Source organism: Nitrospirota bacterium, assembly GCA_040754395.1.
GTDB lineage: Bacteria > Nitrospirota > Thermodesulfovibrionia > Thermodesulfovibrionales > SM23-35 > JBFMCL01.
In genome coordinates this window covers 17,455-44,181 of record JBFMCL010000010.1, presented here as the reverse complement: position 1 = coordinate 44,181, position 26,727 = coordinate 17,455, and the positions used below count along the sequence as shown (strand labels likewise).

The following is a 26,727-nucleotide window of genomic DNA, read 5'->3' as shown; positions in this document are numbered from 1 at the left end:
TCAACAACAAGTTATAATGCGCTGTTTCTTCCTGAGAATATTAATTTCCTCCTTGAATGTGAATGCACAGGGGTATGATATCAAAACACACGCGAAAACGCCTGCGATACGTATAATCAGCACCAGGGGGATTAGCTGCCCGTTCTTCTCGCTCTCTTCAGCTCCTCCTTCAATTCCTCCATCTGTTCCTTCAGCTCAATCATCCTGAGTTCCCTGCCAACCGCCATATCATAAAAACTCTCAAGCTCTCTTACTTTTTCCAGGATTTCCGTCCGGCTCTGTTTCAGCGCTTCCTCAGTTTTTTTCCGTTCCGCCAGGTGTGTCTCCAGGTTTTCCGCATGCCCCTGTATTTGTTTATACAAAAAGGCGTTCTGGAGGGCTAACGCAATATGACCGGCAAGGATTTCGAGAAAGGCCCTTCTCCTGCCGAAATCGCGTTCCTGAAAAGAAGCTAACGATAACACCCCCAGAACCTGCTCTCCTTTACGCAACGGCAACGCAGCAAACGAGCGGATACCCGCTTGTTTACATTCATCCAGTGTGCACAGGGGATCTATATGGATATTCCTTGAATAATATGGCGTTCCTTCCCTGGCTGCCAGACCGCAAAGGCACTCCCCGATATTTTTTGTCTTTGGCAGTTCCAGGCTGTTCGTCATCGATACCTGCCGGGAATCTTTCAATACAAGTAAGTTGTCTTGCCGCAAATAAAAAAAGGTGATATCCGGTGCAATGATTTCCATGATTTCGGTGAGGGCGAAGGCTATCACCTCATCAACAGAAAGGCTGCTGTTGATATGCCGGGTAAGCTGGTGTATTGCCGACAATTCTTCATTTCTCTTCATGAGCTGGGTGTTGCTGTGCTGCAGCTTTTCCAGAAATCCTCCCAGCGAATGTTCGAGTTTCATCTGCGGCTGCATGTGCTTCAGCGTATCAAGCCCTTTCAGCAATGACAATACCGCATCGATATTCTGGTCTTCAGCTACTTCCCGGTGATCAAACTCTGCTCCGGCTCTGCACAGAACATCATTGAGATTCATCGACCACCGGATGATCGCACGCTGACTATATGCGGGCAGATTGCTTCTGATCTGTATTTCCTGCCCGTTCTGTACCTGCAGAGGGGAGACAAGGCCCATGCCAGTTCTGCTGAGATTTACGGACATGCCCTGATAGCTTTTTTTGCCGCTCCGGGACAGAAGATCAAACTCTACCGGAGAAGTAAAATCATACCGCGGATACTTCCTTGAAGTCAGGTATTTGGGTGTGTTCATATGCTGATTCTCGTTTTGCATCGCGCGTTTTTCGACTCATGCTGAGCCCATATTAGCAGAAGCTTCATGTAATGTCAAACTTCGTACTTGTCACCTCTTGGAAGGAAACATGAAGTCCTTTTCCCTGTTCTGATGCTGCTACCAGAAAGACAGCCACCTCAGCAAAGTTTCAGTATATGGGGTAAAATAGATACCGTCAGAGAATGTATTGATTGACAATCTTCATGATGTGATATGAGATGCTAAGCAAGGTCATAGTAGAAAATTTGATCAAATATGGTCCCGCCTGTATTTCCGGGGCCCTCCTGGCGGTCTGCTTTCCGTCCGTTGATTTGTACATGATCGCCTGGATTGCATTCATTCCTTTTTTATTGTCCCTCTATGACAAAAACCCGAAAGAGGCGTTCAAAACCGGTTTTCTCCTGGGAGTACCGTATTTCTTCGGAACGCTGTACTGGATATACCATTCAATCAACCACTATGGGGGGGTGTCATTAATCGCAAGTATTGCGCTGGTCATCCTTCTCTGCCTGTATCTCAGTCTCTTTACAGGGCTGTTCGGCCTTTTATTCTCGGTTGCCATCAGGCAAACGAGACTTCCTGCCCTTCTTATCGCCCCTGCCTTTTGGGTTGTCCTTGAGTTTTTGCGTTCCTATATATTTACCGGTTTTCCGTGGTCAAGCATCGGCTATTCCCAGTATAAATTCCTGTCCATTATCCAGATTGCAGACATCACCGGTGTCTACGGGATATCGTTTCTCGTGGTTGCGGTGAACGGAGCTCTCGCTGATTTGTTTTTTATCAAAAGACGTACGAAGGACATGCCCTTATTTCCCATGTCGTATACTGTAGTCGGCTTTGCCGCTCTTTTGCTCTTCGTCATATCAACCGTGATATACGGACAGATACGCCTCCGCGAAGACAGGCCCGGCAGTGCGTTCAGGGCGAGCATTATTCAGGGAAACATCGAACAGGACAAAAAATGGGAGCCGGCATATCAGGATGCGGTCATAGAAACGTACAAGGATCTCTCCCGGCAGGCGTCCTCATCGTCTCCCTCAATTATGGTCTGGCCTGAAACGGCTGTGCCGTTCTTTTTCGGATCGGATAAGGAGTATACCAGAGGACTTGTGGATTTTCACACCCAGCTGAACACCCAGCTGCTTTTCGGGAGTGTGCTGGTGAAGGACAAGAAAAATGGTGTATATCGTCTCTCAAACAGCGCGGTTCTGCTGGATACTACTGGAACGGTGTCGTATACCTATGATAAAATACACCTTGTCCCGTTTGGCGAATATGTCCCCATGCAGAAGATACTCTTCTTCCTGAACAAGCTTGTTGTCGGTATCGGGGACTATGCACGCGGTGACCGTTATGTCAGGGCTGAAGCGCCTTTTGGAGAATTCGCCACCGTTATATGCTATGAGATTATATTTCCCGGGCTGGTAAGAAAATTCTATTCCAACGGCGGGGATTTTTTGGTAAACATTACCAATGACGCTTGGTTTGGCAGGACTACGGGTCCCTACCAGCATTTCAGCATGGCGGTGCTCAGGGCAATAGAAAACAGAAAACCGGTTATACGGGCTGCAAATACCGGTATCTCGGGATTTATTGACAGCAATGGAAGGATACTCAAAAAAACAGGCATTTTTGAACGTGGAATCCTCACCGCGGATCTGAAAACCGACAGTACAAGGAGTTTTTATTCAAAATACGGAGACCTGTTCACTTATGTGTGGATAGTTTTTTCTATTATCTTGCTGGTAAACCTGCTCAGCAGGACCAAAAGCATATAAGGAGGCACGATGCTTATACAGGATGAATTAAAAGAAGAGTTGATTACCCTCAGGGCCAAGACAGAATCCCTCAGAGGTTATCTTTGATCTCCCCAAACTAAAGGAAGAGATTAAAAGAATCACTTCGGAGCTGATTTCTGAGAAGGTTTGGTCGTCTCCTCAGCTAACCCGGGATTTTGCCCGGAGAAAGGCAAAACTCGAGGATATCGTCACGCATTTTGAAGCGCTTTCCGGAAAACTCTCCTACCTTGAGGAATCAATAGGGATACTCGAAGAAGAGAGCGGCGAACTGTTTCTCCACGATCTCAAAAACGAGATACGCGATCTCAAAGAAGAATTGGATCTGCTCGAGATTCAGCATCTCCTGTCAGGCGAGATGGACAAAAACAATGCTATTCTTACCATCCATCCGGGAGCCGGGGGCACAGAAAGCCAGGATTGGGCACAGATGCTGATGAGAATGTATCTGAAGTGGGCGGAAAGACATAAATTCGTTGCGCAGATTGTTGAACTGCAGATGGGGGAGGAAGCGGGTATAAAAAGTGCGACAATAACCGTAACCGGTCCCTATGCGTACGGATATCTGAAATCAGAGGCAGGTGTCCACAGGCTTGTCAGGATATCGCCTTATGACGCAGGGAAGAGGAGGCACACCTCATTTGCCGCGGCTCTTGTCTATCCAGAGGTCGAAGATGAAATCGATGTGGAACTGAAGGATGACGATATCAGAATGGATACATTCAGGGCGTCGGGTGCAGGGGGGCAGCATGTCAACAAGACTTCCTCGGCGGTCAGGCTGACCCACATCCCAACCGGTCTTGTGGTAAGCTGCCAGAACGAGCGCTCCCAGCATAAAAACAAGTCTATCGCCATGAAGATACTGAAGGCCCGGCTGTATGATCTCAAACTGAAGGAACAGGAAAAAAAGATAGAAAATTTTGTAGGAGACAAGAAGGGAATAGCCTGGGGAAGTCAGATACGCTCGTATATCCTTCAGCCTTACAGGGTTGTAAAAGACCATCGCACGGATGTCGAGACAGGAAACGTTGATGCGGTACTTGAGGGAGATATCGATGCCTTTATTAAGGCATTCCTGAGAAAAAAATAAGCGCTTGGCGCTATCTTCTTCTACTATTAAATATTCTTAAAAGATATAGTAGTAATCATAGTAGAGACTGTTCATATGTCAGCAAGCAGGAATAGGGTAAAGGGCAGAAGGATTTTGACATGTGCATAAAAGGGTGAATAAGAGAACCTGGATTTCAACTTATTCCCGGTGACTGCTGATTAACCGGATATTAAACAAATTTATAACATAAATTCTTGTCTTACCTGTCAGTATTTGGATATAATGTTACACCTCCCCGAAAAGTTACTGACATACTGTTAATAAAATGTTAATGGATTACTACGAAAATGACATTAGAAGAAGTCTGGAATAAAAGTCTGTCTCAGATAGAAGAGAAGGTGGGCAGCAGTATCAGTGACCTCTGGTTCAGGCCGATTAAACTCTCTCAGTTGAAGGAACAGTCAGTCACCCTTGAGATTCCGAACAAGTTTTTCAAAGACTGGATCGAGGAAAACTATCCGGAGGTCGTGGCAGAAACAGTCGGGAACATCACCGGATATCCGGTTACGATACGATACAGGATTGCCGAAAAAATAGACCCCGATGTCAAAAAAATGGACATGAGGCTGGAAAACCGGAGGCAGAAACTGGCGAGCAGGGGAATTTATCTTAATCCCAAATATACATTCGAGAATTTTATCACCGGACCGAGCAATGAGTTTGCACATGCTGCAGCCAAAGCCGTTGCAAATGCCCCCGGCAAGGTCTACAACCCTTTTTTCATTTACGGTGGTGTGGGGCTGGGGAAGACGCATCTGATAACCGCGATCGGGAATGCCGTTATCGACAAAAGTCCGGACATTTCCGTGATTTATGTATCCGCCGAGCAGTTTACGAATGAGGTTGTATCGGCGATACGGCATGAAAAGATGGGGGAACTGAAACAGAAATACCGGAATATTGACCTTCTGCTGCTTGACGATATCCACTTCATCGCAAACAAGACCCAGACCCAGGAAGAGTTCTTCCATACATTCAATGCGATTTATGAGAAACAGAAACAGATCGTGATTTCAAGTGACAGACCTCCGAAGGAAATAGGTGCGGTGACAGACAGGCTCAGGTCAAGGTTCAGTATGGGACTGATCGCGGATATCCAGCCGCCTGAGCTGGAAACAAAGGTGGCAATATTGCAGAAAAAGGCGGAAATGGAGAGAATCACCCTGCCTGAAGACGTGACCTATTATCTGGCTTCGAAAGTCAAATCGAATATCCGTGAACTGGAAGGCTGTCTCATCCGCTTGGGTGCGCAGTCATCCCTGACCGGAAGGCCTGTCACGAAGGATATGGCAAAAAGTATTCTGCAGGATCTTATCGAGGAAGATGAAAGACCGGTGACCACAGAACACATCCAGAAAACCGTATGCGAGCATTTTGCCCTGAAACTGTCTGATATGAAAGCAAAGAAAAGGACAAAGGAAGTTGCCCTTCCGCGACAGGTTGCGATGTATCTGAGCAAACAGCTCACAAGCCTTTCCCTGAATGACATAGGGAAGAATTTCGGCGGGAAAGACCATGCTACAGTCATTTATGCATGTAAACAGATTGAGGAAAAACGAGCAAAGGATGAGGCATTCAACAAAATTATCGAAAGTCTTTTGCGCAAGATAAAGGGTTAGTACAAAGGGAATGTTTTTCAGAGGAGGGAGTGATTATGAAGATCAGTGTATCAAAAGATGAAATGCTGGGGAAACTTGCGAATATCCAGAATATCGTTGAAAAGAAAAACACCATGCCGATACTCAGCCATTTTCTTCTCAATGCGGGAAAGAAGGGCTCACATATAACAGCGACCGACATCGAGACTGCGCTGAAGGAGCCGCTCGAAGTCACTGTCGAAAGGGAAGGAAAGATTTGCATTCCTGCACGAAAACTCTTCGAGATAGTCAGGGAAGTGGAGGGGGACCTTTCATTCGAGGCTGTCGATGAACAGTGGCTTAAGGTCAGGGCAGGCGCGAGTGATTTCAGGCTGGCCTGTCTGCCCCATGCAGATTTTCCTGTCTGGCCGGCAACCCTGGGCGGTGACGCTGTTGAAGAAATAACTGTTGACGCAGGGACCCTTCTCGAAATGATAGAAAAGACCCTTTACTCTGCGGGAGAGAGCGATACCAGATATACCCTGAACGGGCTTTTGTTCCATACGCAACCACAGACGAAAACCCTTATTGTGGTTGGAACGGACGGTCACAGGCTTGCGCTTATCCTGCGGCAGATGGATCAGGACCTGAAGGAAGAAAAGAAAATAATCATACCCCGCAAAGCGGTTGCAGAGCTGAGGAGGTTTCTTCCTGCATCCGGCGAGGAGAAGGAAGCAGAAGGAGTGAAGATCGCGATCGGGGAAAAGCATCTTCTGTTCTCTATCAGGAATATTCAGTTTCTGACAAGGCTTATTGACGGATCATACCCGAATTATGAGAATGTCATCCCTTCGTCGAATGAAAAGAAGATGTATATCAACCGGGAGTCGTTCATTAAAGTGCTTCGCAGGGTTTCGATCATGTCAAAGGAGAGGGCGAGTGCGGTGAAGTTTGACCTTCAGGAAGACAGGCTCACGGTCTCCTCCTCAAGCCCCGATCTCGGTGAGGCCAAGGAAGAAGTAGCGATAGAATACAAGGGGGACAGCATGTCCCTCGGGTTTAACGCGCGGTATGTGCTTGATGTGCTTGGCGCAATGAATGCTGATAAGGTGTTGGTTGAGCTGCAGGATACCTTAAGCCCGGTCCTTATGAAAGAGGACGGAAACGCGGATTACAAATGCGTAATTATGCCAATGAGAATATAATAGAAAGAGGGTAGATGGAAGAAAAGACAAAACAGGAATCATATACTGCTGACGATATAAAGATACTGAAAGGCCTGGACGCTGTCAGGAAAAGGCCGGCAATGTATATCGGCACAACAGGAATAGAAGGCCTGCATCACCTCGTGTACGAGGTCGTTGACAACAGTGTGGATGAAAGCCTCGCAGGCCATTGCAGAAATATCGAGGTGGTCATTCACCTTGACGGAAGCTGTACGGTTATCGATGACGGGAGAGGTATCCCCACAGAAATCCATCCTGACGAAGGCCGTTCCGCAGCGGAGGTCGTGTTAACAGAGCTTCACGCAGGCGGAAAATTCGGGTCAAAGGCGTACAGGATTTCAGGAGGGTTGCATGGTGTGGGCGTCTCTGTCGTGAACGCCCTTTCAGAATGGCTTGACGTGGAGATAAAGCAGAACGGTACCGTCTATCAGCAGCATTATCATAAGGGAATACCGAAAGACCCGCTTGCAGTAGTGGGAAAGACAAAAGGCAGAGGGACAAAGATCACGTTCAAGCCGGATGCCGAGATCTTTGAGATACTGGACTTCAGCTGGGATATCCTGTCGCAGAGACTCAGGGAACTTGCTTTTCTCAACGGGGGCCTGAAGATATCCCTGTCCGATGAGAGGCTCGAAAAGAAACAGGTATTCCATTACAGCGGCGGTATCATTTCGTTCGTGGAACACCTCAACAAAAACAAGACACCCATACATCCCAAGCCGGTCTATATCTCGGGGGAGAAGGGAGACATCATTGTTGAGATAGCCCTCCAGTACAATGACGGCTATTCAGAAACCATTTATACCTTTGCGAACAATATCAATACCAAGGAGGGCGGTACCCATCTCGTCGGGTTCAAGTCTGCGCTTACCCGGACAGTAAACAGCTATGCGAGCTCCTCCGGCCTGCTGAAAAACGGAAAAGATGTGCTGTCCGGTGACGATATCAGGGAAGGACTGACCGCGGTCATCAATGTCAAGCTCATGAATCCCCAGTTTGAGGGCCAGACAAAGATGAAGCTAGGAAACAGTGAAGTAAAAGGCATCGTGGAATCCATCGTGAACGAAACCCTTGGCACCTATCTGGAGGAAAATCCTTCCGTCACAAGAAAGATTGTTGACAAGGCGCTTCAGGCCGCACGTGCGCGGGAAGCAGCGCGCAAGGCAAGGGAACTCACCAGAAGAAAGGGAGCCCTTGAAGATACCGGACTTCCGGGAAAGCTTGCCGACTGTTCCGAGAAGGACGCAGCACTGAGCGAATTGTTTATTGTGGAAGGAGATTCTGCCGGTGGTTCTGCAAAACAGGGACGCGACAGGCGCATACAGGCGATTCTGCCGCTCAGGGGAAAGATCCTGAATGTCGAGAAAGCCCGGTTTGACAAGATGCTCAGCTCAGAAGAGATCAAGATCCTGATCACCGCTCTTGGCACAAGTATAGGACCTGAGGATTTTGATATCGCGAGGACGAGATATCATAAAATCATCCTCATGACTGATGCCGATGTTGACGGTGCGCATATACGGACCCTGCTCCTGACCTTTTTTTACAGGCAGATGCCCCAGATTATCGAACAGGGGTATCTCTACATCGCACAGCCCCCCCTGTTTAAGGTGAAGAAAGGCAGGACGGAAAAATACATACAAAATGAGGCAGAAATGCTGAACATGCTCTTCGAACTCGCTGCAGAGGATATTGAGATGCCGTTCAAGGGGCAGATGGTAAAGGGAAAGGCGTTAATTCCGTACCTGAAGAGGCTGTATAAATTCGAACGACTGACCGACTGGTTTGAAAGAAGGAGAAAAGATCCCTATCTCCTGAATTTTATTCTCTCGTCGGGAATGAACAGGGAAACGCTGAAAGACAGAAAAAGGTTCGTAGAGATCCTCGAAATGATGAAGGCGAAGGATCAGGAAATGATTATCGGGGATATCCTGTTCGATGAGGAACATCAGACGTATGGGGTTGAGATCAGGAGAAAATATTACAAGCTTAATCTGGATACGAATTTCATTGCCTCTCCGGAGTTCAGGGAACTCGAAAACCTGTACAGCATTATACGGGATCTCGGGGAAGTTCCATACAGGGTTCAGATAAAGGACGGGGTGAAAGAAATAGCTACAAGCAAGGGACTGCTTGAGTTTGTCCTCGCGATCGCAAAGAAAGGACTGAATATCCAGAGGTACAAGGGACTGGGAGAGATGAATCCCCATCAGCTCTGGGAGACGACCATGGATCCTGAAAAACGGACCCTCCTGCAGGTGACGGTGCAGGACTCTGTGGAGGCAGACAATATTTTCACCGTACTTATGGGCGACCAGGTTGAGCCCAGAAAGGATTTTATTACCACACATGCGCTTGAGGCGAGAAACATTGATATATAAGGTGCTCAAAACATCCGGATATAGTGTTCTGATGCTTGCAGCAATGTTCTTCCTGGCGTCCTGCGGAAAGAAGGAAGTCAAGCCGGTCTCACAGGAATCGAAACTGGCGCAGGAAGCCTTTGCCATCACAGAAACCCTGAAAAAGGCCTATCTCAGCAACGATCGGGAGAGTCTTAGAGAAAATGCTACCGATGAAGGATACCGGGAACTTCTTGGAGCCTTAATAAACTTCGACAACGCTGAACTTGTGTTTACGCCTACCTGGGTTCAGATAGAGGATTCGGCGGTATCTCTTACTGTTTCCTGGAAGGGGACATGGAGAGCAGGTGGGAAAACAAGGGACGACAGAGGGATTGCGGTGTTTGTGCTTGAAGGAAAGCCTCTGAAACTTTCCCGGATACTGAGATCGAATCCGTTCAGCCAGCCAGAGTAAATTCAATAATCCTGACAGAGGAAAGACAGTTTCCTTAGACGACTGCTATTTGCAGGTACTGCAGGATGTCTTGCTGCAGGACGTGCAGCCTGATGCAGCGGTTCCGGCAAGGGGACGGTCTGTCCCGGTCGAACAAAAGACGGAAAATTTCTTTTTTACCTCTGTTGAGCTGCATTTGGGGCAGCAGACTTCCTGGCTGCCAAAGACAAGCTTTTCAAAGTCTTCACTGCAGATGCGGCAGGTATATTCAAATATCGGCATTCTATAAACTCCTTGTGCGTGAAGAACCCCAGTTCTTCACATATAGTTTTCTGTGGTCAAAGTTCCTTTTCTCAGGAACTGTGGACGAAACAGCCTGTTACTACTTCTTTTTCGGCACCTTCTCCCAGTCCTTCAGAAACTTCTCGATCCCGATATCCGTGAGAGGGTGCTTGATCAGCTGTAGTATAACAGAATAAGGGATTGTCGCGATATGTGCGCCGATTCTTGCTGCCTCGACAACGTGCAGCGGGTTCCTGATGCTTGCGACGATTACCTCGGTCTCGAACAGATAATTCTCGTATATCGCCATAATATCGCTGACAATGTCCATCCCGAAGTGACTGATATCATCCAGCCTGCCGACAAACGGGCTGACGAATGTTGCCCCTGCCTTTGCAGCGAGTATCGCCTGGCTTGATGAAAACACGAGAGTAACGTTTGTTTTGATGCCGGCCTCTGCAAGACGCTTCACCGCCTTGAGCCCTTCTTCCATCATCGGTATTTTCACGACGATATTCTGATGAATTGAGGAAAGGGTTTCTGCTTCCCTGACCATCGCATCAGCGTTCATGCTCACAACCTCGGCACTGACAGGTCCTTGCACAATGCCACAGATTTCCTTCAGCAGAGGTACAGGAGATGTTCCTTCTTTTGCGATCAGGGAGGGATTGGTGGTCACCCCGTCGATAAGCCCGAGGTCCCAGGCTTTTCTGATCTCGTCAATATTTGCGGTGTCGATGAAGAATTTCATGGCGCCCCCTTCGAAAAATTATCGAAATAATTCAAAAAGATCTTACATTTTCATTATACTATATACACACTATTTTGGAGGACAAAAAAGCGCATATGGAGCGAGCGAGCATAATGAGGAGAATATATATGTGGGGTATCACCGCAATGCTTGCGGTGTTTTTCCCTGCGGAACATGCAATGTCTGCAACCAGTGACGACCTGATCGTTCGCCTCAAAAGCAAAGATACCCTGGAGCAGGCATCAGCTGTGGAGGCCCTTGGCAGAGTGAAAGACCAGAAAGCGGTTGATGCGTTGCTGGACTTTGTGTTTACCAAGGCTGAAAACTGGAAGATCAAGATAAGGGCGATCCGTCTGTTAGGAACCATACCGGATCAGAAGGTTTCGGACAAGCTGGTGACCGTTTTTAACAACCCTTTCCTGAATGAAGAATGCCCTGCAATGAAATGGAACACGGCAATAGCGCTTGGACAGGAGTTTAATAAGGGGTCACGGGCAGTGGACTCTCTTATTGAGGCGCTTGGCCTTGACAATCTTCTGGTTCGGGAGGCTGCCATCCAGTCGCTTGGAAAGATCGGTGATTCGCGTGCAGTGCCCTATCTTATTCCTGAACTGAGAGACAAGAATTTTGCGATAAGGTTCAGCGCAATAAAGGCCCTTGGAAATATTGGCAATTCTGAAGCAGAGGTGTTTCTTCGGCAGGTTGCTGATACGGACAATGACCCGTATGTTCAGCAGGCCGCTGAGGCGGCATTAGACAAAATCAGGGCATATCAGTAAAGTAAAGGCAGGCTATCTTCTATGAGCAAGTTCTGGGACAACATCTTCAGGGGGCAGAAACAAGTTGACAGGATAGACAGTATTCTCTCCAGGATACCGATATTTCAGGGTATCAGTACCCGGGAAATGAAAACGCTCACGCGCATTATGCATCAAAGAGAATACCGGGCGCATGAGACCATCTTTCATCAGGATGATGTCGGGCTCGGAATGTACATTATCATCGAGGGAAATGTCGGGATCATATGCGAACCGGAACAGCATAGCCTCGCTGAACTCGGTGAGGGGGATTTTTTCGGTGAACTGGCGCTTCTTGATGATGCACCGAGAAGTGCAACCGCAAGGGCCATGACACCATGCCGGATATTGTGTTTTTTCAAGCCGGAACTTCTCTCCCTTATCGAACGCAACCCGAGGCTCGGTTCAAAGATACTGTTCAGGCTGGCATGGACAATCGGGGAACGTTTGAAGAAAACCAATGAACAGGTGCGGGACCTAAAGTGCATGACCCAGCTGAACGTGAACCAGTAGCCTGAAGACACCGATGCAGAACAGGACCGGTCAATTCATAAAAATTGCTTTTGTCCTCGGGATTGCCTCAGTGGCGATGGTATTTCTTGCAGCAGTCTCGCACATCGTGAAACTCGTGATAATCTCTGCCCTGCTCGCCTATGTCATGGATCCCTTTGCCAATTTTCTTGAATCGCGCGGGATGAGCCGGGCGTCAGCAACGGTTGCGATATTTTGCGGTTTTTTTGCGCTTGCCGGTGTTTCATATTCGGTGTTCTTGCCTTCCCTTTCCACGCAAATATCATCCCTGCAGAGCGGACTTCATCCTGAAAAGGCCGGCGTGATAGTATCCGGGCTTGAAGACTTCCTAGTCTCGCACCTCTCGTTCCTCGGTGTCACGGAATTACACCTCGTAAGCAGACTGGAAAACAGCATGGCCAGCCTGGGAGACTGGATTGTCAGCCACTTTCTGGATGCCGCTTCAGTTATTACCAGCATGATCCTGATCCCCTTTATCGTTTTTTTTCTGATGAAGGACGGACGGGAATTCAAGAGGTCCTTTGTCAGTCTTATGCCGAACAGGTACTTTGAGTTCACGCTCTATTTATTGCATAAATTGAATAACCAGGTCGGGAATTATCTCAGAGGCCAGCTGATTGATGCAACTGTGGTAGGGATATTCTCAACATTTGCGATGTGGCTGATAGGCCTCAAATATTTCCTCATGATAGGAATTTTTGCCGGACTTGCCAACCTTGTGCCGTATTTCGGACCTATCACCGGCGCGGTGCTTGCGGTTATCGTTTCCGTCCTGCAGACAGGGAATTTTGAGCAGGCGTTTTACGTAATGGTCGCCTTCGCCATCATAAAGCTGATTGATGATGCAGTAGTCCAGCCTGTGGTCGTTGCCAAGAGTGTTCATATGCATCCGCTCACCGTGCTGCTTTCCGTTCTTGTCGGGGGAAAACTGTTCGGCATACTCGGGATGCTCCTTGCAGTGCCGGTGACGGGTTTTTTGAAAGTGACAGCGGTGGAAAGCATGAGGAATTTCATGAGATACCGGGAAGGCTGAGCAAGTCAGGTGTGCGGCAGCAGCGCTTCTTCAAGCATTTCGATAAGATGCACCACAGGTTTATTACGGACTTCCTTTGAAAGCTGGATAATACATCCCGGGCATGAAGTGACGATAGCGTCTGCGTCTGCTGCAACATAGTCACTGGCACATTTCAGGAGGAGTCCCTGAGAAATTTCCCTGTTGGTAAGGCAGAATACGCCTGCGAACCCGCAGCACCTGTCTCCGTCGGCAGGCAGAAGGTCTGTGCCCATGCCGGTCAGGACCTTTCTCGGCTCTTTCAGAAGGCCCAGCCCATATTTCAGATGGCAGGGGTCGTGATATACCACACGCGTGTAAGGAGGATCGAGGCGGGCAAAATCAAGTGCCTCCACAAAGAAGGCTGAGATATCCATAGCTTTCTCGACCCCCTGCCCGATGATTTTGGGGTAGTCAATCTTCAATGACTGTGTACAGGATGGACAGAGGCTCAGGACAGCGTCAACATTGAGCTTGTTGAAGATCGAGGCATTTTTTTCAGCAAGACCTCGTGCCTGTTCCTCGAGACCAAGGGTACGGAGGGGAGCTCCGCAGCAGACCTCGCCTGCCGGCAGTATCACCTCGTATCCGGTGTTGTGCAGGACATTGATGAGCGACTCTCCCAGAGAAGGATAAAGGAAATTGACCGCACATCCGGTGAATACGGCAACCCTTCCTTTCTTTTTCGGGACAGTAAAGACATGCGAAGAATCTTTCAGCTGGCGTTCAGGCAGTTCGGGCGTAAAAGGAAGGAAGCCCTTTCTGTGAAGGTACGGGAGCAAAAAATGCTGGGACATATGCAAAAGCCTGAAGCTCAGTTTCGGCTGCCTTGTCCAGAAATGTGTGAAAAACCGCACATGCCTTCTCTTCCTGTCGGTCTTTTTCAGCAGGTGTCTGCCATGATACATTACTTCTTTGATATCGACTCCGGGCGGGCAGTGGCCGGTACAGGCACCGCATAACGTACAGCTGAAAATCCGCTCATTGAGCGCAGGAGACGGCTGGATCCGCCCTGCAGAGAGCGCCCAGAGCAGGGCAAGCCTTCCCCGTGCAACCATCGTCTCTGTGGAGTCTTCTCCGTAGGTTGGACATGTTGCCTTGCAGCTTCCGCATTTCACGCATTTGGAAAGTTCTTGCAGATATTTTGTACTGTCCATATATGCATTATAACTGTGCCCCTCTTTTTCTTTCCAGATTGCCTGCTGCCGTGTGCGCAGCGATCACTTTGAAGGGGAAGGAAAATTATGTAAAATAGTAATAACAGGGGAGAGGCTGTGTGGAGAGTCATTGAATTTCTGAGCAGACAATCCCGGACGTTTCTCTTATCTCTGGGCATAGTGATGGTCCTGGTTGTCGCGGTGATCCGTTATGCAACAGGCCCTGAGTTCGCTCTGTCGCTGTTTTTCATGCTCCCGATATTTCTTGTTGCCTGGTTTGTGGGAAAACCCGCGGGCATTATTTTATCTGTTCTGAGCGCCCTTGCCTGGCTTGCAGCCGATGTACTGATGGGGAGGAATTTTACCTATTCCTTCAGTCCGTATCTGAATGGAATTTTCAGGCTTTCGGTCTTTCTCATTCTTGTCAATATCGTGGCAGCCCTTAAAACGAATCTGGAAAGGGAAAGGACATTTGCCAGAAAAGACTTTCTGACAGGCATCGCAAACAGGCAGGCCTTTTTCGAGTATGCCGGCATCGAGATCAACAGATGCAGAAGATATGGCTACCCAGTTACGATCGCATATCTTGACTGTGATAACCTGAAGTCCATCAATGACAACCAGGGACACCAAACAGGTGATTCGGTCTTAAAGGCAGCAGCAGATACTCTGCAAAAAAGCATCCGTGCGACAGATATCGTTGCGCGGCTCGGCGGTGACGAATTTTCTGTACTGCTCCCGGAGACGGGGCAGGAGGCAGCCGGAACAGTCATCCTGAAAGTCCAGAGGAACCTTCTTGATGTCATGAAGAAAAACCAGTGGCCGGCGACATTCAGCTTCGGCGTGGTTACCTTTAACAGACCGCCATTACATGTGGATGAACTGATAAACAGGGCGGATGCCGAGATGTACGGGGCCAAACAGGAAGGTAAAAACACGATCAGACAGGCGGTGGTGGAAGAATAAGGAAATCATTCTTTTCGTAAGACCCGGTTCATACTCCCGCTCGTGTATCCCTCGAGGTCAAGGGAAACGAAAAGATAGCCCATGGCCCTGAGAGTCTCTAAAATAAGGTTCCGGGAGTCCGCTGTCAGCAGGCGTTCAATCTTGTCTGCATCAACCTCTATTCTTGCCATGTCCCCGTAGTCCCTGACCCGTATTTCGCTGAACCCGAAAGTGCTGAGGAATGCTTCTGCTGCCGCAACCCTCCGCAGGGCACTTCCCGTAATGCGCCGGCCATACGGAAATCTTGTGGCGAGGCAGGGAGAAGACGGTTTATTCCAGGTTGACAAACCAAGCTGTCTTGAAAGATCCCGGATCTCTTTTTTTGTGAAGCCCGCTTCTTCCAGAGGACTCCTGACGTGGTATTCCGCTGCAGCTCTCTTCCCCGGTCTGTAATCGTCCGCATCGTCGGCATTGCTGCCGTCAAGGACAAACCGGTAGTGTCCGGAGGAAGCGATATCAGAGAGTATTCTGCACCGTTCCTTTTTGCAGATATAGCATCTCTCCAGTGTGTTCCTGACGAAATCCTCAGTCGCAAGTTCCTGTGTCTGAATAATCCTGTGTTCGATGCCGAAATCCTTTGCCAGGTTTCCTGCAATCAGCAGGTCGCTGCGGGGAGTGAGCTCCGAATCTGCCGTGACTGCAAGGGCACGGATGCCGGAGAGGTGTAGTGTTTTCAGGAGAAAAGAGCTGTCTGCCCCTCCAGAAAACGCGAGTACGGCGCTTTCCATATCTTTCAGAAGTTCAATAAGCCTGGCCAGTTTGGAATCTGTCATGGGATCAGTGCATGATGTTCAGAAGCGTAATTTGGTGACGACGTGTTTATAAGACGGTTACTTCGTAATTTTCCTGATGAAAATTCCGGCTTTCCCGTATCGTAACCTTCACATTGTATCTATGTTCAATGTCTTCGACACCTGTGCGTTCTTCGTCAGACAACAGTTCAGCAACTGAAGGATGCGCAGTCACTATGATTCTTTCCCCTCCGTGTCGGGCGAGACGGGTGATTTTTCTGAAGATTTCGTAGCACAGGGTCCTCGGCGATTTCACAAAGCCTTTTCCCTCACAATACGGGCAGGTCTCGCAGAGTGTTCTGCCGAGGCTCTCTCTGACCCGTTTCCGGGTCATCTGGATCAAGCCCAGCTCAGAGATATGGGATATGGTATTTTTTGCCCGGTCTTTTTTCATCGCCTCGACAAATGCGTTGAAGACCCTGTCCCGGTTCTCATATCGTTCCATGTCAATGAAATCGACGATGATAATTCCTCCGAGGTTCCTGAGCCGGATCTGGTACGCGATCTCCTTGACTGCCTCAAGATTGGTCTTGAGTATGGTGTCCTCGAGTTCCTCTTTACCGACAAACTTGCCGGTATTGACGTCGATTACCGTCATCGCCTCGGTCTGGTCAATGACAATGTACCCGCCTGATTTCAGCCAGACCTTTCTGCCGAGGGCCCGTGAAATGTCGAACTCGATTCCAAAGGCATCAAACATCGGCTCTGTGCCCTCGTAAAGCTCTATTTTTCCTGAGAGTTTTTCAAAGTATGTCCTGACGAAATCCTTGATTCGTTCGTACTCATCTGATGAGTCAACGACAAGCCTCTTCACATCCTGCACCATGAGGTCTCTGACGCTTCTGAAGACAAGGTCAAGATCGCTGTAAAGCAGGGTTGGCGCAGATACCCTGTCCTTTTTTTTCTGCACGTTGTCCCAGAGCAGGAGAAGAAAATCGAGGTCTTTCAGGAGGTCTGTTTCACCTGAACCTTCACTCGCTGTCCTTATAATCAGACCGAACCCTTTTGGTTTTATATTCTCGACGATGGTGCGGAGCCGGTTCCGTTCAGTTTCGTCCGATATTCTCCTTGAAATCCCGATATGCTCGACATTCGGCATGAGCACGAGATACCTCCCCGGCATGGTAACGTATGAGGTGACGCGGGCGCCTTTGCTGCCAATCGGGTCTTTTGAAACCTGTACAAGGATTTCCTGTCCTTCCTGGATGAGCTCTTCGATGGTCAGATCAGGCTTCCCTTTTTTTGTGACAAGTTCAATGGAATTTACCTTCTCTTCTTCATCAAGAAACGGCGCAAATTCCTCGAGGCCGGCATGAATGTCTGTAACATACAGGAATGCCGCCTTTTCAAGGCCTATATCCACAAAGGCAGACTGCATTCCCGGCAGGATCTTGACTACCTTGCTCTTGTAAATGTTGCCGACAAGGCTTGCATCCCGTTTCCTCTCAACGTAGAACTCAACGACCTGGCCTCCTTCAAGCAGTCCTACCCTGATTTCATCCCGCGTTGCGTTAATCAGTATTTCGCTGTCCACTGTAAACTCCGCTCTAGGGGTTTTACCCAGCCGCTCTTCCATCCGAAGAGGGCAATCCTCGTAATATCAAGATCTTCGACAGGTGCGGCAAATATCAAAGGCAGAATCTCTCCCAGCCTTACCTTTTTGTCGCCCTGATCGACCAGAATCAGCCGTGTAGTCTCCTCATCGGGGAACCGGGCTTCTTCCACCATGTTCCTGACATCGATGAGGGCTTTTTCCCTCTGCACCAAAACTTCTCTCTCTGCCAAAAAGCCCCGGACACTGTCTGAAGACCCTCCCCTGATTTCATAGTGATATCTGGTGATAAAACTGTTCAGGGATTCCCCCCCGGCCGGTACCGCGGCAAAGAAATGTACGCGGATGCCTTCAGGGAGCAGAGTATTCAGTCTTATCAGGTTCTCGGAGAGGTTAAATGGAGGCGTGACCTCCATGTCAAAATATTCCGCCAGACCGGATACCCCGACACCGAGAGGAGGGCCGAAGGAAACCTTTGGCGAGGGATGGAAACCCTTTGAATACTCAAGGGGAAACGCGGCCCTTCGCATAGCCCTGTGCAGAAGCGTAACCAGCTCAAGGTGCGAGAGAAACCTCAGGCGGCCTGTTTTGGCAAATTCGGCCCGTATGGTCACCGGCTTGAACTGCCTGGCAGCGGGATTGTGTACGGGGGACCTGAGGTCAGGTACAGACTGCCTGCTGCCCGCTGCCTGCTCATGGACAGATGCATGTTTACATCCGATGCCGCAATTATGACAGGTCTTTCTGCAGTCCGGAGAGATTTCCCCTGAGAGCGCATGCTGGTATTCTTTCCAGAGGAAATCCTTGGCAACCCCGGTATTGATTATTTCCCACGGGAGGTGGTCTGAATACCCGTAGGTCCGTGCGGCATAATCCGCAGCGTTGATCCCTGTGGCATCCATTGCAGCCTGCCATTTCCCGTAGTCAAAGATATCTGTCCAGCCGTCGAGACGGCATCCGAGAGACCATGCCTTCTCTATCAACTCAGCGAGTTTCAGGTCGCCGCGCGAGAAGGCCGCCTCAAGAAGGCTCATCTCTATATTGTGGCCTTTGACATTGAATCCTTTTTTCGTCAGGCGGTTTTTTATGTGGAACTTCTTTCTTTTCAGCTCTTCAGGTGCGCTTTGACCGCGCCACTGGAATGGCGTATGTGCTTTTGGTGCAAAGGGAGAAACGCCAATCGTGATATTGACGAATCTTTTCGTATACTTTTTGGCGATTTTCAGCGCCTTCATGGCCATTCCCGGAATCGCTTCGATATCTTCATCGGTTTCTGTCGGAAGCCCGATCATGAAATACAGTTTGAGATTAAGCCAGCCTTCCTCGAATAATGTCAGGAGCGCCTGTTCGTACTCCTTTTCGGAGAAATCCTTGTTGATTACCCTTCTGAGTCTTTCGGTTCCCGCCTCGGGTGCTATGGTAAATCCGGTTTTTCTGACTGAACGGATCTCTTTCAGGAGATCGCTGTTCAGGGATGCAACCCTGAGAGAGGGTAAAGAAAGGGCGATCCTGTCCCTTGCGAACCGTTTGTTGAAGGCTGTCACGAGCGGGAGAAGACATCTGTAGTCGCCGGCACTCAGCGAGGTGAAGGACACTTCCTCATAGCCGGTATTTTTCAGAGACCTTCCTGCAAGCTCAAGCGCCTTTTCAGGGCTCCTTTCGCGAACCGGACGGTAGATCATGCCTGCCTGGCAAAACCGGCAGCCCATGGAACAACCCCTTGCAATTTCTATGTTTATCCGGTCATGCACGATTGGCGCAAATGGCACTATCGGTGCATCCGGATATGGAGCATCATCGAGTGAACCCAGGATGCGCCTCCTGATGTTCAGCGGCAGAGAATCCGAGAGGGCGGTGTTATGGTGCGTGTCCGCTGTACAGTGCACAAGCGGGACAAAGACTCCTTCGATACGGGAAAGCGCCAGAAGCAGCGACTCCCTCTTCCTGTCCCCTTCTGTCTTCCATGTATGGAATTGATTCAGTATCTCTCCTATGGCCTCTTCGCCGTCGCCGACCAGGAAGGCATCGACAAACTGAGCGAGAGGCAGCGGGTTGACAGTGCATGGACCTCCGGCAATGATCAGCGGATACGGGCTGCCTGATGACGCATTCAGACGGTCTTCTGATCGGACAGGAATTCCTCCCAAGTGAAGCATGTTCAGTACGGTGGGATACGACAGTTCATACTGAAGGCTGAATCCGGCGATATCAAAATCCTTTAACGGACGGTGTGTTTCCAGAGACGACAGGAGGGAACCGTTTTTCTTCATGAGGGCTTCCATATCGGTCCATGGGGAAAAGACTCGTTCGGCTGATGCATAGGGAAGATCATTGATGATTTTGTACAGTATTTTCAGCCCAAGGTGGGACATCCCTATCTCGTACAGGTCAGGGAAGGCGAGCGCGACTTTTACGGATGCGTCCCGGTAAACCGCATTAATCTCCCTGTTGATATACCTGCTTGGTTTCTGAAGAAAGGATGATAACACAGATTAAGAATACCATCTCGGAGATGCATTTTACAAGGCGATAAGGCAGCTATTTCATCCCTTTCGGGCAGCAGTCATCATGCTGACAGGGATCCATTTGACCCGGAAGGTATTATGTGCTATAGGTAAAACGTCTGTTTGAGGACAAGGGCTACAGAGCAATATTCACTACGCAACAAAGGAGGTCACGCAATGCTGAAGGAATTCAAGGAATTTGCGATGCGGGGAAATGTTGTTGATATGGCTGTCGGTATCATAATCGGTGCGGCCTTTGGCACGATTGTGAATTCTCTCGTGTCCGACATCATGATGCCGCCCATAGGGATTCTGCTGGGCAATGTCGATTTTGCCAACCTCTTTTTGGTCATTAAGGAAGGAAATGTGGCAGGTCCCTATGAAACAGTCGCTGCTGCTAAGGCAGCAGAAGCGGTTACCGTAAATTACGGATTATTCATCAATACGGTGATAAGCTTTCTTATCGTGGCCTTTTCTGTCTTTCTCGTGATCAGGAATGTGAACAGGCTTAAAAGGAAAGAAGAAGCTCCTCCGGCCGCTCCGGCGACTAAAGAATGTCCGTTTTGCATTTCCGTGATTCCTCTTAAGGCAACACGATGCCCCCGTTGCACTTCTGACCTTCAGGGATAGGATTTCGTCGAAGCGCAGGATGTGTCACGCGAGACAGAGGGGGGCAGGGTATCGAGAAGCAGTATGCCGGTGCATTTGTGCCCTTCCTGCAGCCGAGGTATTCCCTTGACTCTTCGTTTGCGCTCCTATTATACTCTGGTTTCAGTACTACAGTATTCTTTAATTTTTTCGGAAAAACACGGTATTCAGCCGGTCAAATAGTAAGTATGAATTAATTCCACAATGAGAAAGGTACAACTATATGCCGAAGCGAGATGATATCAAAAAAGTAATGATTATCGGTTCCGGGCCTATTGTGATCGGTCAGGCCTGCGAATTTGATTATTCCGGTACCCAGGCCTGCAAGGCCCTCCGAAAACTTGGGTATGAGATTGTACTGGTCAATTCCAATCCTGCCACGATCATGACGGATCCCGGGACTGCTGAGGTAACCTATCTGGAACCGCTGACTGCCGACTATATGAAAAAGATCATAGAAAAGGAACGGCCCGATGCCATTCTGCCGAATCTGGGCGGGCAGACAGGCCTGAATCTCACCGCTGAACTGGCAAAAAGCGGTTTTCTCAGGGAGCATAATGTCAAGATTATCGGTGTAGAGGCAGATGCGATCGAAAGAGGCGAGGATCGCATTGCCTTCAAGAAGACGATGAACCAGCTGGGGATCGATATGCCGGCAAGTGAACCGGCCTTCAGCGTTGAGGAGGCGGAAGAAATCGCATCAAAGCTGGGATATCCTGTGGTGGTGCGTCCTGCGTATACGCTCGGGGGAACTGGCGGAGGACTGGTTTACAATGTCGAAGAGCTGCGGACAGTCGCGAGCAGGGGAATTTCTGCAAGCCTGATCGGGCAGATACTCATAGAGGAATCTGTGCTCGGGTGGGAAGAACTGGAGCTGGAGGTGGTGCGCGACGCAAAAAATCAGCGCATCACCGTCTGTTTCATAGAAAATGTCGACGCGATGGGAATTCACACAGGAGATTCCTATTGTACTGCGCCAATGCTCACCATAGATCCCGGGCTCCAGAAACGCCTCCAGAAGTATTCCTACGATATAGTCGAGGCCATTCAGGTTATCGGGGGTACGAATATTCAGTTTGCTCATGATCCAAAAACCGGAAGGGTGGTGGTGATCGAGATCAATCCCCGCACTTCCCGCTCATCCGCCCTTGCCTCAAAAGCGACGGGTTTTCCGATTGCGCTCATTTCCGCCCTGCTTGCCGGGGGGTTGACGCTCGATGAAATCCCCTACTGGAGGGAAGGAACCCTGGACAAATACACCCCGTGGGGAGAGTACGTGGTCGTGAAGTTTGCCCGGTGGGCGTTCGAGAAATTCGAGGGAGTCGAGGACAGGCTCGGAACACAGATGCGGGCGGTAGGTGAGGTGATGAGCATCGGGAAGACCTATAAGGAGGCGTTCCAGAAGGCTATCCGGTCTCTGGAGATAGGACGATACGGACTGGGCTTTGCAAAGGACTTTCATCAGCGGTCTCTAGAAGAACTCCTGGAACTCCTGGTATCGCCGTCAAGCGAACGCCAGTTCATCATGTACGAAGCGCTGCGCAAAGGCGCTTCGGTGGAACTCCTCTATGAAAGAACCCATATTAAGCCATGGTTTATCGAACAGATGAAAGAACTTGTGCAGATGGAAGAAGAAATTCTTGCATATAAAGGAAAACAGCTGCCCGATGAACTCCTTGTCCGTGCCAAAAAAGACGGATTTGCAGACCGGTACCTGTCTCAGCTGCTGGACAAGTCTGAACAGGAGGTCAGGGAAACCCGGCGCTCCTTGGGACTTACACAGGCATGGGAGCCGGTTCCGGTAAGCGGAGTCGAAAACGCCGCATACTATTATTCTACCTATAATGCCAAAGACACAATGACCCGCAGCGACCGGAAAAAGATTATGGTTCTCGGAGGAGGGCCCAACCGTATCGGCCAGGGAATCGAATTTGACTACTGCTGTGTCCACGCGGCATTTGCCCTGAGGGATGAAGGATATGAATCCATCATGGTGAACTGCAACCCTGAGACCGTCTCGACAGATTATGACACCTCCGATAAGTTGTATTTCGAGCCGGTCACCGTGGAAGACGTGCTTTCTATCTATGAAAAGGAAAAGCCCGAAGGGGTGGTGGTGCAGTTCGGCGGCCAGACGCCGCTGAATATTGCCAGGGAACTGGCTGATTTGGGAGTCCGGATCATAGGCACCTCAACGGAAACCATAGACCTCGCGGAAGACCGGGACAGATTCCGGAAAATGATGAAGCAACTGGGCATCCCCATGCCGGACTCCGGTATGGCAAGTACTCTCGAAGAGGCCCTGGGTGTTGCGGAACGCCTGGGCTACCCTCTTATGGTAAGGCCTTCGTATGTGCTCGGTGGCAGGGGAATGGAAGTGGTCCATGACGAAGAAATGCTGCAGCGGTATGTAGCAGCCGCGGTCGGGGTGACACCGGACCGGCCTATTCTCATCGACAGGTTTCTGGAGGATGCCATAGAAGCAGAGGCAGATGCCATAGCTGACGGAAAAGAAGCCGTTGTCCCGGCGGTGATGGAGCATATCGAGCTCGCGGGAATTCATTCGGGCGATTCCGCATGTGTGATTCCGCCTATCAGCATTCCGAAGAAACATCTGGAAACGATTTATGAGTATACGCAGAAGATCGCGGTCGCCCTGAACGTGGTCGGGCTCATGAACATCCAGTATGCGATTGCAAACGATGCGGTCTATGTGCTTGAGGCAAATCCGCGGGCTTCCCGGACGGTACCCCTGGTTTCAAAAGTGTGCAACATCCCGATGGCCCGCTTCGCGACCCAGGTCATGCTCGGCAAACAGCTGTCCGGGTTGCCTGTTGCACCAAAAAACATCGTTCATTTCGGGGTAAAGGAGGCGGTGTTCCCGTTCAATATGTTTCCTGAAGTTGATCCGCTGCTGGGACCTGAAATGCGCTCTACCGGTGAGGTTCTGGGCATGGCCGATTCATTCGGACTGGCGTACTATAAAGCCCTGGAGGCAGCCCAGCAACGGCTTCCCACTGAAGGGGCAGTGCTTATCACTGTTTCTGACCAGGACAAGCAGGCGGCCCTTCAGGTTGCAAGGCGCTTTGAGAGGCTGGGATTCAGCATTAAAGCAACCAGGGGAACGCACCGGTTTTTTGCGGAGAACAGCGTGAATGCTGAACACATCGACAAGCTCCATGAGAAACGGCCGAATGTCGTGGATGCAATCAAGAACAAGGAAATCACGCTGGTGATCAATACGCCGAGCGGAAAACTGGGAAAGCATGACGACTCCTACATACGAAAGGCAGCCATCAAATACAAGGTGCCCTACATTACGACTCTCGCAGCTGCCGTTGCTGCAGCGCGCGGCATAGAAGCATTCAAGCAGAAGCAGCGCGAGGTAAAGTCTCTGCAACGCTACCATGCTGAAATAAAATAGGGAGTTGCCCCGGAACGGCATCCCGGGATGAGGGCTTTGGAATGGCTGCTCCAAATATGCGGTATCCATGCTATAATAATCAGCGATGAAAATGCGGATATCTGAACTACTCATTCTGTTGCTGGTGACCCTGACAGTTGCCTGTTCTGGAAAAACAGCGGTCAAGCCCCCGGAAAAATTCGACCCTGAAAAGACATTCGCCTCTGCCAATGAAAAGCTCGGGCAGAAAGAATACGAACAGGCCAGGGCTTCATTTCTTGAGGTCAAGAACAGGGATATGACAAAGAAGTATGCCCCCCTTGCCCAGCTCAAGATTGCCGACTCCTATGTGCAGGAAGAGGAATTCGAACGCGCTGTCTCAGAGTATCAGAAATTCCTTGATGCATATCCTGACAATCAGTATGCGTCATATGCCCAGTATCAGATTGCGATGGTCTATTTCAATCAGATCGAAAGCTCTGACCGGGGGTATGGAGGTGCGGCAAAGGCTCTTGAGGAATTCGAGAAATTAAAGAAGCTGTTCCCCAGAAACCCTTACAAGGAAGATATTGAACTCAGGATAGAGAAATGCAGGCATACCATTGCCGAATACGAATTCCTGGTCGGGGAATTCTATTACAAGAAAGCATCCTACAAGGCAGCGATCGGAAGATTTGAGAATCTTCTGAAGCAGTATCCTGACTACAAGGGAGAGCCGGATGTCCTTTTCCTTACCGGAATCTCCTATAAAAACCTCGGTCAGAAGGAAAGCGCTTCCCGTTATTTGTCCCGGCTTATCGAAAAGTACCCGGACACCGGGCTTGCGAAAAAAGCAAAGAAAGCTCTCGCTTCTCTGAAACCGTGAAGAAAACGGTTGCCCGCTCCCCGCAACACGACACACCCGCAGTGTATTATCCCCTGTTCGTCAACCTGAGGAAGAAACGCGTGGTTGTTGTCGGGGGCGGAAAGGTCGCGGAGAGAAAAATACTCTCCCTGCTCAGAACCGGTGCTGAAGTGACAGTGATAAGCCCCCTGCTTACGAGGAGGATTGAGAAGGAAAGAATGGCAGGAACAATACGCCATGTACGCCGGCAGTACCGGAAAGGGGAACTGAAAGAAGCATTTCTTGTGATCGCGGCAACCGATTCGCCGGACATCAATGAGAAGGTTTCACGTGATGCTGCCTGCCTGGTGAATGTGGTGGATACCCCTGAGTTATGCAACTTTATCGTCCCGTCCGTGATAAAAAGGGGATTGCTGACTATTGCCGTATCGACGAGCGGCGTAAGCCCCGCGCTTTCCAGGTCGATCCGCAGGGAACTGGAGAAGATATACGGCCCGGAGTTTTCCGCATACCTGAAGTCCCTGAGGAGCATCCGTGCAGAGGCCAAGCGGACGATCCGGGACCCGGACAAAAGAGGGGCGTGCCTGAAGGCGCTTGCATCAGAAAACATGCTGGAAATGCTCAGGAAACAAGGACCGGCGAAGGCGGTGCGGGCTGCAAGAGATGCGGTAAGAAAAACAAATACACCCTGAAGTATGGTACAATTTTTTCATGGATATCCATCAGCTTAAGGTTTTTGCCTCGGTTTTCAAGAACAGGAGTTTTTCGAAGGCTTCCGAGGAGCTGAACCTCACGCAGCCGACCATAAGCAACCACATTAAGGCACTCGAAGATGAATTCAACTGCAAACTTTTCGACCGGCTGGGAAGGACGATTATGCCGACTAAGGAAGCGGAAGTGCTCTTTACCCACTCGCTGGAAATAATCGAAAAAGCCAATACCATTAAGGACGCGATCATGGAAGTCAGCAGGGATCTGACCGGCAAGATCCTTATCGGAGCAAGCACTATCCCCGGCGTATATCTCATGCCCGGCATCATGGCGGAGTTTCAGAAGCAATATCCTTCCATTTCATTCCAGATCATGATTTCCGACTCCCGGGGGATTATCGACAGTGTTTCAAGCCATGAAATGCTCCTTGGGATTGTCGGTGCGAAACTTGGCAACGATCAGATAAGGTACATCCCGTTTGTTGAGGATGAGCTTATCGCGGTATCCTCTCCATCCCTGGCGATTCATAATCACCCGACGCTGAAAGATTTTGTCGCATTGCCGATGGTGATCCGGGAAGAGGGATCAGGGACGCGCAGGGAGACAGAAAAATTCCTGGAAAGCAAAGGGGTATCTCCTGACAAATTGCGTATCGCGGGAATCTTTGGTTCAACCGATGCGGTGAAGCAGGCAGTGAAGTCAGGACTGGGGGTTTCCATCCTTTCAAGGTTTTCAGTCGCGGATGAACTGCAGCATAATGTCCTCAGGGAAATATCCCTTGCCGATATCCAGATGAAAAGAAGGTTCTATGTCGTGACCCACAAGAAAAGGACCCTTCCCAAATCCTATGAAGCATTCCTTGAGCATATCCTCGCGAAATCAAAAAACCTCTGATACCCTGC

The 26,727-nt window shown here is 49.6% G+C and carries 22 protein-coding genes; 15 read left to right on the top strand and 7 right to left on the bottom strand.

Annotated features, from left to right (window positions below; all coding sequences use genetic code 11):
* Window positions 1–131 precede the first annotated feature (131 nt).
* Window positions 132–1,274: a GAF domain-containing protein gene (locus AB1552_06810; protein ID MEW6053483.1), complete on the bottom strand. Its 1,143-nt coding sequence runs from the start codon at window positions 1,272–1,274 to the stop codon at window positions 132–134.
* A 239-nt stretch (window positions 1,275–1,513) separates the two neighbouring features.
* Here AB1552_06810 and lnt point away from each other — a divergent pair, with 239 nt between their 5' ends.
* The 6 genes from lnt (at window position 1,514) to AB1552_06780 (ending at window position 9,819) form a co-directional block, all read left to right on the top strand.
* Window positions 1,514–3,073 carry an apolipoprotein N-acyltransferase gene (gene lnt / locus AB1552_06805; protein MEW6053482.1) on the top strand — a complete coding sequence of 520 codons (1,560 nt, stop codon included), beginning with the start codon at window positions 1,514–1,516 and terminating at the stop codon, window positions 3,071–3,073.
* 9 nt (window positions 3,074–3,082) lie between these two features.
* Window positions 3,083–4,181 (top strand): peptide chain release factor 2 gene (gene prfB / locus AB1552_06800; GenBank protein ID MEW6053481.1). Its coding sequence is split into 2 segments (ribosomal slippage): window positions 3,083–3,157 and window positions 3,159–4,181, totalling 1,098 coding nucleotides; the frame shifts between segments, so codons are not numbered across the junction.
* Window positions 4,182–4,489: 308 nt separating this feature from the next.
* Window positions 4,490–5,821, top strand: a complete 1,332-nt coding sequence (dnaA, locus tag AB1552_06795) for a chromosomal replication initiator protein DnaA (GenBank protein ID MEW6053480.1) — start codon at window positions 4,490–4,492, stop codon at window positions 5,819–5,821.
* A 35-nt stretch (window positions 5,822–5,856) separates the two neighbouring features.
* Complete coding sequence (gene dnaN / locus AB1552_06790) at window positions 5,857–6,984, top strand: DNA polymerase III subunit beta (protein ID MEW6053479.1); 1,128 nt, start codon at window positions 5,857–5,859, stop codon at window positions 6,982–6,984.
* Between the two features lie 14 nt (window positions 6,985–6,998).
* On the top strand, window positions 6,999–9,386 hold the full coding sequence (gene gyrB, locus AB1552_06785; GenBank protein MEW6053478.1) for a DNA topoisomerase (ATP-hydrolyzing) subunit B: 2,388 nt from the start codon (window positions 6,999–7,001) through the stop codon (window positions 9,384–9,386).
* Window positions 9,376–9,819 (top strand): hypothetical protein, encoded by a 444-nt coding sequence (locus tag AB1552_06780; protein MEW6053477.1) that lies wholly within the window; start codon window positions 9,376–9,378, stop codon window positions 9,817–9,819. The genes gyrB and AB1552_06780 overlap by 11 nt, the downstream gene beginning before the upstream one ends.
* Before the next feature lie 45 nt (window positions 9,820–9,864).
* Here the strand turns inward: AB1552_06780 and AB1552_06775 are convergent, their stop codons facing one another.
* Together AB1552_06775 and fsa are read right to left on the bottom strand one after the other, a co-directional pair.
* A complete protein-coding gene (locus tag AB1552_06775) occupies window positions 9,865–10,080 on the bottom strand; it encodes an FmdB family zinc ribbon protein (GenBank protein MEW6053476.1) in 216 nt (71 codons plus the stop codon).
* A 100-nt stretch (window positions 10,081–10,180) separates the two neighbouring features.
* Window positions 10,181–10,831 (bottom strand): fructose-6-phosphate aldolase, encoded by a 651-nt coding sequence (fsa, locus tag AB1552_06770; GenBank protein ID MEW6053475.1) that lies wholly within the window; start codon window positions 10,829–10,831, stop codon window positions 10,181–10,183.
* A 128-nt stretch (window positions 10,832–10,959) separates the two neighbouring features.
* On the opposite strand from fsa, the gene AB1552_06765 reads away from it, so the two are divergent.
* The 3 genes from AB1552_06765 to AB1552_06755 are packed head-to-tail and all read left to right on the top strand — an operon-like array spanning window position 10,960 to window position 13,192.
* The gene (locus AB1552_06765; protein MEW6053474.1) at window positions 10,960–11,610 is read left to right on the top strand and encodes a HEAT repeat domain-containing protein; all 651 of its coding nucleotides are present in this window, start codon (window positions 10,960–10,962) and stop codon (window positions 11,608–11,610) included.
* 21 nt (window positions 11,611–11,631) lie between these two features.
* The gene (locus tag AB1552_06760; protein ID MEW6053473.1) at window positions 11,632–12,141 is read left to right on the top strand and encodes a cyclic nucleotide-binding domain-containing protein; all 510 of its coding nucleotides are present in this window, start codon (window positions 11,632–11,634) and stop codon (window positions 12,139–12,141) included.
* Window positions 12,142–12,154: 13 nt separating this feature from the next.
* On the top strand, window positions 12,155–13,192 hold the full coding sequence (locus AB1552_06755; protein ID MEW6053472.1) for an AI-2E family transporter: 1,038 nt from the start codon (window positions 12,155–12,157) through the stop codon (window positions 13,190–13,192).
* Between the two features lie 5 nt (window positions 13,193–13,197).
* On the opposite strand, the gene AB1552_06750 is transcribed toward AB1552_06755, so the two are convergent.
* Entirely contained in the window at window positions 13,198–14,367 is a 1,170-nt protein-coding gene (locus AB1552_06750; GenBank protein MEW6053471.1) for a (Fe-S)-binding protein, read from the bottom strand.
* 117 nt (window positions 14,368–14,484) lie between these two features.
* On the opposite strand from AB1552_06750, the gene AB1552_06745 reads away from it, so the two are divergent.
* Window positions 14,485–15,333, top strand: a complete 849-nt coding sequence (locus tag AB1552_06745; protein MEW6053470.1) for a diguanylate cyclase — start codon at window positions 14,485–14,487, stop codon at window positions 15,331–15,333.
* A gap of 5 nt (window positions 15,334–15,338) precedes the next feature.
* Here AB1552_06745 and larE read toward each other — a convergent pair whose 3' ends face one another.
* From larE to AB1552_06730, 3 genes are read right to left on the bottom strand one after another with little or no spacing between them, the layout of a single operon-like run.
* Window positions 15,339–16,145: an ATP-dependent sacrificial sulfur transferase LarE gene (gene larE / locus AB1552_06740; protein ID MEW6053469.1), complete on the bottom strand. Its 807-nt coding sequence runs from the start codon at window positions 16,143–16,145 to the stop codon at window positions 15,339–15,341.
* Between the two features lie 46 nt (window positions 16,146–16,191).
* Window positions 16,192–17,697, bottom strand: a complete 1,506-nt coding sequence (locus AB1552_06735; GenBank protein MEW6053468.1) for an Rne/Rng family ribonuclease — start codon at window positions 17,695–17,697, stop codon at window positions 16,192–16,194.
* Window positions 17,679–20,204, bottom strand: coding sequence for a TIGR03960 family B12-binding radical SAM protein (locus tag AB1552_06730; GenBank protein ID MEW6053467.1), 2,526 nt, complete (start codon window positions 20,202–20,204; stop codon window positions 17,679–17,681). The genes AB1552_06735 and AB1552_06730 overlap by 19 nt, the downstream gene beginning before the upstream one ends.
* A 192-nt stretch (window positions 20,205–20,396) precedes the next feature.
* Between AB1552_06730 and mscL the strand changes: the two genes are divergently transcribed.
* The 5 genes from mscL (at window position 20,397) to AB1552_06705 (ending at window position 26,719) form a co-directional block, all read left to right on the top strand.
* Window positions 20,397–20,849 (top strand): large-conductance mechanosensitive channel protein MscL, encoded by a 453-nt coding sequence (gene mscL, locus AB1552_06725; GenBank protein ID MEW6053466.1) that lies wholly within the window; start codon window positions 20,397–20,399, stop codon window positions 20,847–20,849.
* Window positions 20,850–21,090: 241 nt separating this feature from the next.
* Window positions 21,091–24,291: a carbamoyl-phosphate synthase large subunit gene (gene carB, locus AB1552_06720; protein ID MEW6053465.1), complete on the top strand. Its 3,201-nt coding sequence runs from the start codon at window positions 21,091–21,093 to the stop codon at window positions 24,289–24,291.
* A gap of 91 nt (window positions 24,292–24,382) precedes the next feature.
* Entirely contained in the window at window positions 24,383–25,135 is a 753-nt protein-coding gene (locus AB1552_06715; protein ID MEW6053464.1) for an outer membrane protein assembly factor BamD, read from the top strand.
* The gene (locus AB1552_06710; protein ID MEW6053463.1) at window positions 25,132–25,806 is read left to right on the top strand and encodes a bifunctional precorrin-2 dehydrogenase/sirohydrochlorin ferrochelatase; all 675 of its coding nucleotides are present in this window, start codon (window positions 25,132–25,134) and stop codon (window positions 25,804–25,806) included. Before AB1552_06715 ends, AB1552_06710 begins: the two co-directional genes overlap by 4 nt.
* A 19-nt stretch (window positions 25,807–25,825) precedes the next feature.
* The gene (locus AB1552_06705; GenBank protein MEW6053462.1) at window positions 25,826–26,719 is read left to right on the top strand and encodes a selenium metabolism-associated LysR family transcriptional regulator; all 894 of its coding nucleotides are present in this window, start codon (window positions 25,826–25,828) and stop codon (window positions 26,717–26,719) included.
* Window positions 26,720–26,727 lie beyond the last annotated feature (8 nt).

Excerpts from the sequence above, each read along its gene's own strand:
- carB (MEW6053465.1), top strand. The coding sequence starts at position 21,091 with ATGCCGAAGCGAGATGATATCAAAAAAGTAATGATTATCGGTTCCGGG.
- AB1552_06760 (MEW6053473.1), top strand. The coding sequence starts at position 11,632 with ATGAGCAAGTTCTGGGACAACATCTTCAGGGGGCAGAAACAAGTTGAC.
- mscL (MEW6053466.1), top strand. The coding sequence starts at position 20,397 with ATGCTGAAGGAATTCAAGGAATTTGCGATGCGGGGAAATGTTGTTGAT.
- AB1552_06750 (MEW6053471.1), bottom strand. The coding sequence starts at position 14,367 with ATGGACAGTACAAAATATCTGCAAGAACTTTCCAAATGCGTGAAATGC.
- dnaA (MEW6053480.1), top strand. The coding sequence starts at position 4,490 with ATGACATTAGAAGAAGTCTGGAATAAAAGTCTGTCTCAGATAGAAGAG.
- larE (MEW6053469.1), bottom strand. The coding sequence starts at position 16,145 with ATGACAGATTCCAAACTGGCCAGGCTTATTGAACTTCTGAAAGATATG.
- gyrB (MEW6053478.1), top strand. The coding sequence starts at position 6,999 with ATGGAAGAAAAGACAAAACAGGAATCATATACTGCTGACGATATAAAG.
- AB1552_06755 (MEW6053472.1), top strand. The coding sequence starts at position 12,155 with ATGCAGAACAGGACCGGTCAATTCATAAAAATTGCTTTTGTCCTCGGG.
- AB1552_06765 (MEW6053474.1), top strand. The coding sequence starts at position 10,960 with ATGTGGGGTATCACCGCAATGCTTGCGGTGTTTTTCCCTGCGGAACAT.
- AB1552_06775 (MEW6053476.1), bottom strand. The coding sequence starts at position 10,080 with ATGCCGATATTTGAATATACCTGCCGCATCTGCAGTGAAGACTTTGAA.
- fsa (MEW6053475.1), bottom strand. The coding sequence starts at position 10,831 with ATGAAATTCTTCATCGACACCGCAAATATTGACGAGATCAGAAAAGCC.
- AB1552_06715 (MEW6053464.1), top strand. The coding sequence starts at position 24,383 with ATGCGGATATCTGAACTACTCATTCTGTTGCTGGTGACCCTGACAGTT.
- dnaN (MEW6053479.1), top strand. The coding sequence starts at position 5,857 with ATGAAGATCAGTGTATCAAAAGATGAAATGCTGGGGAAACTTGCGAAT.
- lnt (MEW6053482.1), top strand. The coding sequence starts at position 1,514 with ATGCTAAGCAAGGTCATAGTAGAAAATTTGATCAAATATGGTCCCGCC.
- AB1552_06705 (MEW6053462.1), top strand. The coding sequence starts at position 25,826 with ATGGATATCCATCAGCTTAAGGTTTTTGCCTCGGTTTTCAAGAACAGG.
- AB1552_06810 (MEW6053483.1), bottom strand. The coding sequence starts at position 1,274 with ATGAACACACCCAAATACCTGACTTCAAGGAAGTATCCGCGGTATGAT.